The sequence below is a fragment of the Streptosporangium album genome (assembly GCF_014203795.1).
GTDB lineage: Bacteria > Actinomycetota > Actinomycetes > Streptosporangiales > Streptosporangiaceae > Streptosporangium > Streptosporangium album.
Genome location: NZ_JACHJU010000003.1, coordinates 723,391 through 735,695 on the forward strand (window position 1 = coordinate 723,391; position 12,305 = coordinate 735,695).

The following is a 12,305-nucleotide window of genomic DNA, read 5'->3' on the forward strand; positions in this document are numbered from 1 at the left end:
TTCTCTGAGCAATGTCGCGAAAATAGTTGGTTGATTCCATCAACACGTGCTCTACTGAATGACGTCGGCCACGTTGCACCATCAACGGAAGGAACGGTGGCTCGTGATCACCTCCCCCATGCGCATCGACGAGTTCCGAGCAGGCGTCGCGCTGCTCCCGGCCGACCTGGCGACCCGCGCCGAGGCGCTCAAGCTCTACGCGACACGCCGCCCCGGCTGCCCTGACTGCGAGAGCGCCTGCGACTCCGTCCGCCTTGCCTTCAGCGCCGCGTCCTTCGGAGACCTCCCGGCGGCCGGACGGCTGCTCACCGCTGCGGAACGGAGTGCCCGGCTGACCTCGCACGCGGCCGGATGCGGGCGCGGAGGCCTGCGGTCGGTCAGGGGTGTGCCCGGAAACCACGGCCAGGTGGCGCGGCGCTGGGCCACGACGGGACCGCTGACGGCCGCCACCGACGCCAGCTGGAAGAGCAGGATCTGCGGGATCGGCTACGTCACGAGCGAGGGCTGCTGGGGCCTGCGCGGCTGGAGCGTGGACCGGCACGACCCCACAGGTCCCTCCAAGGTCCTGGTCAACGAGCTTCGGGCGGTCGACCTGCTGCTCCGGGCCGTGGGCAGGCCCGACGTCCTGCTGGTGGACAGTCTCTGGGCCCTGAGCTTCCTGCACGCCTGGCAGCGCGGTGACACCGAGCACCTGCCCGAGGGCTACGACCTACGGCCCCGGCGGAACGGGCCGCCGGCCCTGGTCCGGCTCGCCGAGCACGTCGCCGAACTGGACGGGCTCACCTTCCAGCACGTCAAGGGGCATTCGGGGCACCTGCTCAACGAAGCGGCCGACTCGCTGGCCTCCATCGCCCGCCGAGCGGTCACCGAGAGGTTCGACGCCACCGGCCGGGCCGGCGGCCTCGTCTCCTCCTTCCTGTCCTCCTGGCACCAGCCCCCGGTGGCCGCCTGACTCTCCCCGGTTCCACAGGCCTGTCGAAGCTTCCTCCGCAGGCCCGTCGAAGCTTCTTCCGCAGGCCTTGCGAGCTTCCTCCGCAGGCCTCGGCCGTACGGCCCGCCGACCATGTGCGGCCGGCCGAGGCCGGATGTCCCCTTCCCCACCCCGTTCCCCACCCCGACAAAGGAGTCCCTCATGTTCAAGCGTGTCCTGGCCGTGCTCACCCTGGCCGCCGCGACCCTCACGACCGGTGCCACCGCCTCCCACGCCACCGCCACCGCCGCCGTCGCCGTCGGCAAGACCTACCGCGGCGAGGGCGATCAGGTTATCCGGGTCTCCGTCACCAAGGCCCCCGGTCTGCTGGAGTTCAGCCACGACGGCGAGGCCAACTTCATCGTTCACACGATCAATCCGGCGGGGAGGAAGGCGGAGCTCCTGGTCAACACCATCGGCTCCTACGACGGCACCGTGTTGTACAACACCTACGGCGGTAAGGGCACCGCAGCACTGGAGATCAAGGCCGACGGTGCCTGGACCGCCCGGTTCAAGCCGGTGACCACGGCCCGCTGCTGGTGCGCCGGAACCATCCGCGGCGACGGCGACCAGGTGCTCAAGCTCTCCCCCACCCGGGGCCTGCGCACCGTCCGCGCCGCCCACAGCGGCGAGGGCAACTTCATCGTCTTCGGCTACAGCCGCGTCGGCTCCTACGGCGACCTGCTGTTCAACGAGATCGGCGGCTACAAGGGCAAGGCCCTGCTGCCCACCGGCACCCGCCTGGTCACCGTCAAGGCCGACGGCCCCTGGACCCTCACCCGCCGCTGATCTTCTACGGCATCGTGCCGGGGCGCGCCCGTCTCCCCACTCAACCGCCGCCGGTGTTGGAACGAGTCAACGATTTCACCAGACGAAGCCTCCGTCGCAGACCCCGACCGGCTCCGGGCCGACCTGGGCGAACTCGCGGATCTTGCCAACGACCTGGACAAACAGCGAAGCGAGCAGTCTGTGTTCTCCGGCGAGAAGAGGAACGAACTCGCGCGACTCGACGGCTCGGCCCAGGCCGCCCAGGCCGCCGCAGACGCCGAGATCGCCGCCGCGGCCTTGGTGGAGGAGAGCGAGGAGTATCTTCGCCTCCAGATTGCCCGGAGCATCCTCAGTACGTGCATGGAAAAGTATCGCCAGGCGCAGCAGGATACGCGGCCGTGCTGCCCGACGGCATGGTCTTCGAGATCTACCCGGCGACCGAGAGCAGGGAGACCGGGGCGCTCCGGATCGGGTTCGCGGTCGCCAAGGCGACCATCGGCCCCGGACGGCATCTTCTCCGCGACCCCGACGGGCGCACGGTCGAGCTCCACGTCGAGGCCTCCGCCGCGTCTCGACGCACGGTCGGCCCGGAGTAGGACTCCGCCGAACAGCCGCAGACGAGCACCACCGGCGTGTGACGCGGCTCACCGCTTACGGCTCTGCCGTACGGGTCGCCGTAGGTGGAGGATCGTCGGTACCCGGACGAGGAGGAACCGATGTCCCAGGAGCGTGCCGCCGTCATGGTCAAGCACCAGGCGCGCGGCTGCGCCGAGCTCGGCTCACCGCTGTACGCGTTCCTGTTGGAACGGGTGGCCCGGGATGTCCGTGAGGGAGGTCCCTGCGCGCAGGCGCTCGCCGGATACGGGGACGCTCCCGGACCCGACGCCGTGGCGCTGCGACTGCTGGGCGGTGTGCACGCCCTCGCCCTCACCGGCCGGGCGCCCGACCTGGCCGCCTGCTACCCGAGCACGGGCGGTGTCTTCGACCCGGACCGGCCGGAGCCGTGCTGGCAGGCCTTCCGAGCGGCCGTCACCACCGAGATGGAGTGGGTCCGTGACTGGATGACCCGGCCGCCGCAGACCAACGAGGTCGGCCGGGCCAACCTGCTGGTCACCGGGCTGCTGCGGGCCTCTCAGACCTGGCCGTTGCCGGTCAGGCTGCTGGAGCTGGGCTCCAGCGCCGGGCTCAACCTGCGAGCCGACCGGTTCCGCTACGTCTCCGAGGGCTTCGCCTGGGGTCCGGCCGACTCGCCGGTCCTGCTGGAGGACGCCTGGCGGGGTATCCCGCCCGCCTGGCTGGTGGAGGCGGCCGCCCGGCGGCCGGCCCTGACCGTCGTCGAACGGCGCGGCTGCGACGTGACGCCCATCGACCCGCTGTCCTCCGGCGGGGCGCTGGCCCTGCGGGCCTACATCTGGCCGGACCAGGCCGCCCGCGCGGCGCGACTGGAGGGTGCCCTGCGGCTGGCCGAACAGGTGCCGGCCGAGGTCGACGCCGTCGGCGCGGCCGACTTCCTGGCGGATGTCCGACCGGATCCGGGCACGCTCACCGTGGTCTGGCACTCGATCATGCGCCAGTACGTCCCGGCTGCCGAGTGGGCGCGGGTGGAGCGGGAACTGGACCGGCTGGCGGAGGCCGCCACGGCGGAGACGGGCTTCGCCCATGTCTCCTTCGAGCCGCGCAGGGTCGGCGAGCGGCACCGCTTCCGGCTGGCCGTACGGCTCGGCGGAGCGGCCGAGCAGGTCTTGGCGGAGGCGCCCCCGCACGGCCTCCCGGCCCGCGAGGTCACCACCGCCTGACAGCAGCCCGCGAGCCGTCCGTGGAACCGGCGCCGCAGATCATCGGTGAATCATCGTGTGCTTCAGGCGGTGAGGAGTTCGGTTTGCCGGGTGGGCCGTGGAGGGTTCCGGTAATACGGGTGGCGGCGGTGGTTCCTTCGGCTTGGGCGCTGCGAAAAATGATGTACAGCGGGTTGGTGGTGATACGGACCCCGACCCCTGCAGCCTCTATCGCAGCGACGGCCATTATCCATATAGCGGGAGATCAGAGCTTAACGGGCATTGCGAGACGGGTATGGGTACCGCTAAGCCATGCGTCGTCGATCTCTCTGCCGGTCATCCTTCCGATGAGCACCAGGGCCGAGGTGACGCAGGTCGCCACGGCCGGGTCATACTGAGCCGATCATAAGTTTTGGGACTATCGGTGTTACGGGCTGATGTAGGCCAGATGCGGGTCGGCGAAGAAGGCCCGGACGATGTCGGGACGCTTTTGCAGCCGGCGCATGCTGCGGTGCATGGCCGCGGCCAGCTCGTGCTCATCGGCGACCGCCTGGCGCGCCACCCGGGCCTTGACGTTTTGGTTGATCCACTCATCGGGGTTGAGCTCCGGCGCATACGCGGGCAAGAAGACCAAACGCAGCCGCCCGCCGGTGCGCGCGACGAAATCACCGACCGCTCGGGCGGTATGGATCGACGAGCCGTCGACGATCAAAACGATCGGCCCGGTGATGGTGCGCAGCAGCTGCGCGCAGAACCCGAGGAACGCCCACCGGTCCATCGCGCCGTGTCCCAGCCGGTAGCGCAGCGTGCCGTCGGCCCCTACCGCCGAGAACATCTTCACCGACCGGCGGCCCGCCCCGGCCGACACGACCGGCGTCTGCCCCACTAGCCCCCAGGTGGTGCCGCAGCGGTGATCGACACGCATGCTCATCTCGTCGGCGAACACCACCACCGCTCCCCGCGCGCAGGCCTGGCGGCAGATCGCGGGGAAGGCCACCGTCGTCCACTCGGTGATGGCCGCCGGATCACGCCGCAGCGCCCGGTAGGCCGGACACTGTGGCGACAGGCCCAGCCCGCGCAGCAGCCGTCCGGCCGCCGCCACCGACAGGCCGATCCCGAACCAGGCCGCGATCACCATCGCCACCAGCGCCCGCGTCCACAGCACAACGGCCGTGCCCAGCACCTGACGGGGGTGACGTCACGGACCACCGCCTTGATGGTCTGTTCCTGGCCGGGGGTGAGCCGCCGTGGCCTGCCCGGAGCCTTCTTGATCCGCAGCGCCTTGGTGCCGCCCGATCGCGCCTGGCGTTTCCACCGAAACACCGATTCGCGGCCTACTCCCAGCGCATCAGCCACCCGATCCGGTGACATGCCCTGTTCCAGCAACCGGAGGGCGAAGACTTCTCCTCGAACGTCGCTCTGCGACCTTTTCTGGCCATACTCCAAGCATGTCCCCGCCAGAACTCGATCTCCCACCGCCACCCAACACGTACCAAAACTTATGATCGACTCAGTAGCACCGAAAAGCCCCGCGCCTGACTCGAATACAGGGCTCTCGTGGTCATATAATTTCGAATACCTTCAGAAACCCCAAGCTTTGGCGGGAACACAATAAAGGGTCCGGGTTGACGCAAACCATTCACGGTCGAGGAAACGCCCAGTGATCCGCCCGACCATGCAGAGAAGGAGGTGGAGTTCTTGTGTGCTGGACATGTCGTCCTCCAACTCAAGCCCCTCCGCATACACCGCGTACTCGGGTACACTCACCGGCGCGCCATCGATGTAGGGCGGATCGATTTCATTGACGAGCGCGCCGTCCTGATACAGGTACAGGTGGTCGAGCTCAGTCAGTCCTCCGTTGTAATACACGGTGAGCAGTCGTCGTCCTCCCGCGCTGAGCGCCTTCGCCTCCGTAGTCGTATGAAAGGCGCTGAGCCAGAGGATGTGAGTCCAGCCGGGCGTGTGGGACCCGATCCAGATGACCTCGTCGTCCAAAGACTGCTCGTACCTGGTCATCGCCTCGGCGAAGCCGCACTCCACGCGCGAGCCCGGATCCACCTGCAACCGCCGCGCCAACTCCTCCGGGTCGTCGCCCTCGACCCATATCCCGGCGAACCCACTGCGCAGCCCAAATTCCCGTAAGAGGTCCCACTGACTCTCTGAGGGCAGCAACCCAACCATGTCGCCATCGCATTCTCCGCCGACTCGACGGGTGCCTTGAGAAGGGAAACGTGTGGTTGCCAGGCTGATCGCTTGGCAACCACACATCAATATACTGCGCGCAGCGGCGGACTATGTGCCGGTTATGGCACGATCATCATCCAGAACGGACTGTCCTCCACCTTGTCGCCGACCTCGTCGGGAGTGAGGCGATACTGGGAGTAGAAGCTGGAGAGAGTGCCGCCGTGGCTCCGGTTCTGATGCAGATCGATGCCCCGTACCGAGTAATTCAACTTGTCCTTCGCTGCTCCTTGTTTGGTGGTCGCGTACGGATATTCATCGCAGTCGTAGACGCCAGCGTAGTTGTCCTTGAACTTACTCTCGTATTCGTAGTACTTGCAGTAGTTCGTCCCTGTGGATTTGCGCCAGAACTCCTGCTCGGGCGTGCCGAAGTCCGACCAGAACTGATGCTTGGAGAAGACCGCGCGGTTGGCCTTTTCATCATCATTGGTGCCTCGGTATAGTGGCTGGCCTTCTGGGGTGTTCGACGCCGCCGCCCAGTTGCCGGGAATCGCCTTGGATATCTCAGTGCCGAGTATTTTCTTCGTCGGCGGATACTCGGGGTCCCGCGACGCCGTAGTGTCGCCCCGCCGCAAGGGCGGGAACGTCTCGATGTTCTTGGAGGGATCCATCGCATCCTCGATGTGCTCGATGACATCGATGAAGTTTCGGTTCAAGCTCTTGGACATGGTCCAGACCCGATGCGCTCGGGTGTTGACGCATCCTCCGGTGTGGTCCGGGACGCCGTCGTCGACGTTGTCGGACTTCCCCAGCGTCTGCCAGTCGCAGCGGAAGTTCGGGGCCCACACGGTGTCGGCCGCGGGCGGCGGGTCCCCGTTCCGGTATACGCCGATGCGCTTCCCCTCCCGGTCGATGACGTCCTGCGACCATAGACGCCCTATGTAGCCGACACCTCCGATCGACGTGATGAGCGGCTTGATGGTGCACACCGCGTTCTTCTTGGCCGCGTCGGGATAACCCCGGACCATGACGGCGACGTGACTCGTCGCCTCCCAGCTCGAGATCGACTTGAGGTGGTCGCTGTCTCCCTCGACCGCGCACCGAGACGAGGTTTCCGACGACACCGTAAGGTCGAAGCCGACGTTCATCTGCTGAAGCCCTCGGTCGAACCTGGTCTGCCTCACGCCGTCCTGGAAGATCCCGAAGTCCTGGAGCCGTACGAACGCCTTGACATGCTGCGGCTTCGTGGTGCCATCGCCGCTGACAACTCCGTCTCCGGCGGCGTTGCCCAGATAACTGTGCATGACCCAGGTGGCACGGAACCGGAAGATCATGTCATCGGTCAGAGAATCGATCGCCACATCCGCCAACTTCGCCGCCATGCGGATGACCGGATGCCTTCCACCCTTTTTGATCTTCTTGGTGGTGTCGTCGTCTTCCTGGTACGCGCCGATGGTGTAGTAGGACGACCAGCAGGACGAGTACGGGCGCTCCTGGATACGGGCCATCTCGGGCTTGCCGTAGACAGGGGGCGAGCCGTAGCAGGTCTCCAGTGATATGTGATCATTGTTGAAGTTGGAGACGGCCGCGCTGGCCTTCGGCGTGGACGTACCGGGCGGTGCGAGCTGTCCTGAAGAACTCTCGGTCACGGCGTTCACGCCGGTGAAGAGGGCAGCAACATCGCTAGCCGTCAGTGACCGCTGATAGAGCTGCACCTCGTCGAGGCCGCCCTGCATCCGGGTGCCCAAAGTCATTGCGGAGTCGGCATGCCATGGGGATACCGCGAGGGGCTCTGACTTGACCAGGACTCCGTTGAGGTGCAGCGTCGCGGTCTTGGCCGTGGCGTCGTACACGCCCGCGAGGTGGAACCATTCGTTGACCGGCGGTTCGACGTCGGACAGCACGCCCTGGGTGGTCGCGCCGGCAGCATCGGCGCTGGTGAAGGTGAAGATCAAGCCGTGGTCGGGGGTGTTGCCGAGACGGAACGGCGCCTGGTGGGTGCCTTTCTGCTCGATGACGGTGTAGTCGCCGTCCTTGTCGTTCCACCGTAGCCAGGCGGCGGCGGTGAAGCTCTGGTCGGTGCGGATCACCGGCCCGGTGGTCTGTGCGAGCGGTTCCTCACCCGGCTGGGCGACGTCGATGGTGAGCTGCTGCCAGTCCGACCAGGCCGAGGACAGCTGTCCGGCGACGGCGCGGGCGCGCCAGCGCACCTTCCAGCCGTCGGTCAGCTTCCCGGCTGGGACGGCGATGCCGGCCTGGGTGCCGGAGGCGACGTTGTCAACACCGCCGGTCCAGATCTGGCCGGCGCCCTGTCCTTGGGGTGCGGCGGGGTCGTGCTCGAGTTCGTACTCGGCCCGCAGGTTGCCGCCGGCCGGGTCGCTCACCTGTGCCAGCAGGGTGGGGGTGAGGGTGGAGGTGACGGTGGTGCCGTTCACCACCTGCGAGGGGTTGACCTGCAGCGCGCCCACGGCCGGCTCCGAGATCGGGCCGGGTACGTCGATGGTGGCGTTCTGCCAGGCCGACCACGCCGAGGTGGTCGATGCGGCGGTGTTGGCCGCGCGGGCGCGCCAGCGCACCTTCCAGCCGTCGGTCAGCTTCCCGGCCGGGACGGCCGCTGTGGCCTGGGTGCCGGAGGTGACGGTGGCGGAGGTGCCGGTCCAGATCTGGCCGGTGCCCTGGCCGGTGGCGGCCGGGTCGTGCTCGATCTCGAACTGGCCGGTCAGGGTGCCGCCGATGGGGTCGGCGACGGTGGCGGCCAGTTGCGGGGTGAGCGAGGTGATCGTGGTGGTGCCGGACACGTCCTGGGCCGGGGTGACGGTCAGGGCGCTGATCGCCGGCGCGGAGGCCGGTCCGGTGGTGGTGACGGTCAGCTTGGGCGGGGTGGTGAAGTCGGTGTCCTCGGCGGAGGTGAACACCCGGTAGTTGTTGACGTTGGTCTCGGTCGGCGACTGCAGTACCAGGCCGTGGTTGGCCGCGCCGGTCGCCCAGTCCTGGGCGATGCCGGTGACGTTCCAGTCCATCGAGCCGGGCCAGGTGGCGCAGTTCTGGTTGATCCCTGCGGTGTTGGTCTGGGCGTCTTCGGTGGTGGAGGCCGGCTTGTTGGCCCAGTGCAGGTTGTTCTCATCCCAGGCGCCGGTCAGTCGGCGCACCTGGATGCCGGCGCCGACCGCGGCGCCGCAGGCGGGTGCGTCGATGTTGTTCAGCGACAGCTTGGCGTCGCTCACCGTGGCACCGGTCAGGGCGGTGGTGTCGAAGCGCAGGTGCACCCGGTACTTCAGGCTGCCGGTCTGGGTACCGGCCATCATGAACGCACCGGTCGGATCGGCCGGCCAGTCGGCGTCGGTGGTGGACGAAACCTCCACGTCGTGGTTGAACGGCAGCGTGGTCGTCGGATCCACCCGCACCGGGTACTGGGTGGCCGGGTCGGACAGGAACGCGTGGTCGGGCTTGAGCACCAGCTCGGTCCGGCCACCCGTGGTCACCACATCGGTGGCGATCTTCGCGTGCCGGGCCTGCGGCAAGCGTCCCGTGGCCAGGCGAGCCCCGGCGGAGGCGTCCCACATCACCGGCTGCGGCGCCGACGCCACCAGCTCCGTACCCTTGCCGGTCGTACCGGCCTTGGTGCCGGTGAGCAGCAACCGCCCGCCCTTTCCCTTGGACAGGGTCAGGCCTCCGGTCTCCACCCCGATCCGCAGTTCCACGGGTTTGGCGGGCCGCTCGCGCAGCACCACATCATGCCGGAACCCGGTGGGCAACACGGTCACGACCAGGTCCGCGCCGCGGCCCGCGGCGTCGGTGTAGGTGGCCGTGTTGCCCTTGACCGTCGGCCTCGGCAACGCGGCCGGCCAGCTCAGCGCATACCGCCGCCCGTCAGCGGTCATCTTCACGAAGGCGGCGCCGCCACCGTTGGAGACTTCCAGGTCGACGTCGGAGTCGATCGCCTTGGGCTTGAGCACCCCGCCCTGCTCCGCCAGGGAGGTGTCGATTGCCGCCCACTTACCATTCTGCTTGGTCCGCACCGGCCCCGCGGCGATCTCCGTCTTGAACGTCTTCCCATCCGGCTGGGCATAGGTGACGCTGGTCGCGGTGGTCCGGTCGGCCACCTCGACCGCCTTACCCTGCCGGACCGCCTCCCGGGAAGCGGCCGCCTGCGTGGGCGTGTTCGACACCGCGCTTCCGGTCTTCCCGGGAATCCACGCTGCGGTGTCGTTCAGCGTCGCGTCGTGACCTTGTCCCGACGAGTCGGCAGTCGTACGGCCGTTTCCTTCATCGAAGGTCCAGCGGCCCGCCGACTGCATAACCGTGGTGAACGACCAGGAGTACGGGACCATGGTGTTCTCCCACGAGTCCATCGCACCCGACACCTCGACGGTGTACGTGGTTCCCGCCTTCAGCGCCTACTCGGGGTCGAAGGTCAGCACCGTTTCCGTGCTGTCGTATACCAGTGTTCCCGCGGCCTGCGTGCCTGCAGCGTCCTTGATGATCGCCTGAGCTTCACCTATCGGCTCCGAGAAGGTGATTTTCACCGAGGCGTCCAGCGGTACGTCGACTGCGCCGCTTTCCGGCTCGACTGCGATCACCCGCGGAGCGCCGGTGTCTTCACCGTCGCCGGTACCTCCGATGCCAGTCTCATCGAAGTCGAGTTTGTCCGTGCCGATCTGGTATTCCTGGCCGTCACGCTGCCCGGCGATACGGGCGGCCACCTCCTTGGTGATCGTGATGTCCTCATCGAGCCCGAGCGGCTGATACATCGACATGGCGGCGGCTTCCTCGTACTCAGGAAGATGCGTTAGCTCTGTACCGGTCAGCATCACGACTTCCTCCATGGGCGGCTCCGGCCGCGGTTCTTCGTATTTGACGAAGAGGTGCGGCGGGTGGCCGTCGAAGTCGGTGTAGTTGGCCGAGCGGAACTCGCGCCAGTTGATGACGCCGCCCTCATAGAGGGCGCCCACCTGCAGGCCGTAGTTGGGCTGGCCGCTGGCCCAGTCCCGGACAATGCCTTCGATGGTGTAGTACACGTCCCGAGAAGTCAGGTCACCGGAGCAGTGATCGCCGACGGCGCTGCCCTTGGTGCCCTGCCCACTGGTAGTCACCGTCGGCTGGTTGCTCCAGCTCAGCGAGTTGACCGACCAGTTGCTGGTGATGCGGCGCACGACGATGTCGCCCTTCGCATCGCCGCACGCATGGGAGCGGTAGTTCCACGGCCGCAGGTCGGCGTTGAGGATCGGCTTGCCCATGAACGGGGCGCCGGTCAGATCGAAGCGCAGGTAGCTGCGCCAGACCGTGCTCGGGTCGTTGGTGTCGCCATTGGAGATGGCGTTGCCGCCGTTGCCCACCAGCAGCTTATACATGCTCTGGTTGGGGCCGCCCGTACCCCAGGTCTTGTTGTTGATGAACGTGTCGTCGGGGTAGCCGGCGCCGTACCAGTCCGTGCCATCCGCGACCAAGGTGACCGGGTAGGTGACCTGGGGGTCGGCGAGGAAGCCTGCGTCCGGCGACAGCACCAGCGCCGATCCGTCCTTCTTCTGCTTCACGGCGGTCTTCGCCGTGCCGATACGGCCGGATCCCGGGGCCTCGGCCGCCGTCGCGTCTAGCATCCGCACCGTGGCCGGCTCGGTGACCGGCTTGTCGTCGGCCAGCAGGCCGCCGTCCCAGAGGAGGTCTTGCCGTAGCTCATCCCGGAAGGCAGATCAGCGGAGATCAGCAGCGTCAACTGTCTGGCGGGCCGTTCCCGGATCACGATCTCCCGGTGGAATCCGGTGGGGGTCACGGTGACGACCAGATCGATGCCGCGGCCGTAGGCGGACTCGTAGACCGCCTTGTTACCCGATAGCTTCGGAGCGGGGAGCATGTTCGAGGCAGCGATCTCTATCTCGCCGGCCTTGCCCTTGTTCACCCCCAGTGACTCGCCCTTGGCGGTCAGCAGCGTGGTGTCCCCGCCGTCGGACAGGCTGATGTCCAGCTTGACCGCTCGGGGTTTGACGACGCCGTTCTCCGCGACCAGCGTCGTGTCGACCGCCTTCCAGGCGCCGTCCCGCTTGACGCGGACGGGCTGGCTGTAGACGTAGGTGCCCAGCGTCTTTCCGTCGGGGTTGGCGACCGTGGTGGAGTTCTCGGTGTGGAGGCTCGCGATCTCGATCGGCTTGTTCTGCTTCTTCGCCTCTTCTGTGGCGTTCTGCACCGGATCGGAAGCGGCGGCAGGTGTCGGAGACGCAGGAGCGGAGGCTGGGGTCGGCTCAGGTTCTGTCTCGGCCCATGATGGCGCTGCGGCCAGGCTGATGACCATCGTCGCGGCTAGCGTCGCGGCGGTGGCGTTCGCCAGTCGGCGTTTACGCCGCCTGCTGGTGGAGGGGGAAGGCGAATGCCCTCCACTTCCTGTTGTCAAGGTCACTCAGGTCTCCTGCATGCATGCGAGTGGCCCGCACGGTTGTGCGGGCCACTCGAACAAGGATTCGGTATGCGGGACGTTACTTGCGAAGCTGACTTAAAGATAGATAGATCATCAACTTTGGTGATCATGGACGAAGATCGAATCCAGATAGATCAATACTTGCCAAACGGGTCGGCTACCTTCCGCGGTCGATCCGTATGGCAGGTTGAACAAAGCGAAA

10 protein-coding genes are annotated in these 12,305 nt (G+C 67.3%); 4 read left to right on the plus strand and 6 right to left on the minus strand.

Going from position 1 to position 12,305, the window contains the following annotated elements; genetic code table 11:
- The first annotated feature begins 103 nt into the window (after positions 1–103).
- The 4 genes from FHR32_RS33235 (at position 104) to FHR32_RS33250 (ending at position 3,534) form a co-directional block, all read left to right on the plus strand.
- Positions 104–952: a ribonuclease HI gene (locus FHR32_RS33235; RefSeq protein WP_184758446.1), complete on the plus strand. Its 849-nt coding sequence runs from the start codon at positions 104–106 to the stop codon at positions 950–952.
- Between the two features lie 180 nt (positions 953–1,132).
- Positions 1,133–1,759: a hypothetical protein gene (locus FHR32_RS33240; RefSeq protein ID WP_184758447.1), complete on the plus strand. Its 627-nt coding sequence runs from the start codon at positions 1,133–1,135 to the stop codon at positions 1,757–1,759.
- A 377-nt stretch (positions 1,760–2,136) separates the two neighbouring features.
- Positions 2,137–2,334 (plus strand): hypothetical protein, encoded by a 198-nt coding sequence (locus tag FHR32_RS33245; protein ID WP_184758448.1) that lies wholly within the window; start codon positions 2,137–2,139, stop codon positions 2,332–2,334.
- Between the two features lie 120 nt (positions 2,335–2,454).
- Complete coding sequence (locus FHR32_RS33250) at positions 2,455–3,534, plus strand: DUF2332 domain-containing protein (RefSeq protein WP_184758449.1); 1,080 nt, start codon at positions 2,455–2,457, stop codon at positions 3,532–3,534.
- Positions 3,535–3,940: 406 nt separating this feature from the next.
- Here FHR32_RS33250 and FHR32_RS33255 read toward each other — a convergent pair whose 3' ends face one another.
- From FHR32_RS33255 to FHR32_RS33280, 6 genes are all read right to left on the minus strand, one after another.
- A complete protein-coding gene (locus tag FHR32_RS33255; RefSeq protein ID WP_184758450.1) occupies positions 3,941–4,696 on the minus strand; it encodes an IS630 family transposase in 756 nt (251 codons plus the stop codon).
- Complete coding sequence (locus FHR32_RS47400) at positions 4,645–4,995, minus strand: helix-turn-helix domain-containing protein (RefSeq protein ID WP_376773422.1); 351 nt, start codon at positions 4,993–4,995, stop codon at positions 4,645–4,647. The genes FHR32_RS33255 and FHR32_RS47400 overlap by 52 nt, the downstream gene beginning before the upstream one ends.
- 99 nt (positions 4,996–5,094) lie before the next feature.
- Entirely contained in the window at positions 5,095–5,694 is a 600-nt protein-coding gene (locus tag FHR32_RS33265) for a hypothetical protein (protein ID WP_184758452.1), read from the minus strand.
- Positions 5,695–5,816: 122 nt separating this feature from the next.
- Positions 5,817–10,046 carry a DNRLRE domain-containing protein gene (locus FHR32_RS33270; protein WP_184758453.1) on the minus strand — a complete coding sequence of 1,410 codons (4,230 nt, stop codon included), beginning with the start codon at positions 10,044–10,046 and terminating at the stop codon, positions 5,817–5,819.
- A gap of 45 nt (positions 10,047–10,091) precedes the next feature.
- Positions 10,092–11,291 (minus strand): DNRLRE domain-containing protein, encoded by a 1,200-nt coding sequence (locus tag FHR32_RS33275; protein ID WP_184758454.1) that lies wholly within the window; start codon positions 11,289–11,291, stop codon positions 10,092–10,094.
- Positions 11,285–11,875 (minus strand): hypothetical protein, encoded by a 591-nt coding sequence (locus tag FHR32_RS33280; RefSeq protein WP_184758455.1) that lies wholly within the window; start codon positions 11,873–11,875, stop codon positions 11,285–11,287. The genes FHR32_RS33275 and FHR32_RS33280 overlap by 7 nt, the downstream gene beginning before the upstream one ends.
- Positions 11,876–12,305: the final 430 nt, after the last annotated feature.

Bases quoted from the DNA above. Each gene is read 5' to 3' on its own strand.
- FHR32_RS33240 (WP_184758447.1), top strand. From the start codon at position 1,133: ATGTTCAAGCGTGTCCTGGCCGTGCTCACCCTGGCCGCCGCGACCCTC.
- FHR32_RS33250 (WP_184758449.1), top strand. From the start codon at position 2,455: ATGTCCCAGGAGCGTGCCGCCGTCATGGTCAAGCACCAGGCGCGCGGC.
- FHR32_RS33265 (WP_184758452.1), bottom strand. From the start codon at position 5,694: ATGGTTGGGTTGCTGCCCTCAGAGAGTCAGTGGGACCTCTTACGGGAA.
- FHR32_RS33270 (WP_184758453.1), bottom strand. From the start codon at position 10,046: ATGGACTCGTGGGAGAACACCATGGTCCCGTACTCCTGGTCGTTCACC.
- FHR32_RS33275 (WP_184758454.1), bottom strand. From the start codon at position 11,291: ATGCTAGACGCGACGGCGGCCGAGGCCCCGGGATCCGGCCGTATCGGC.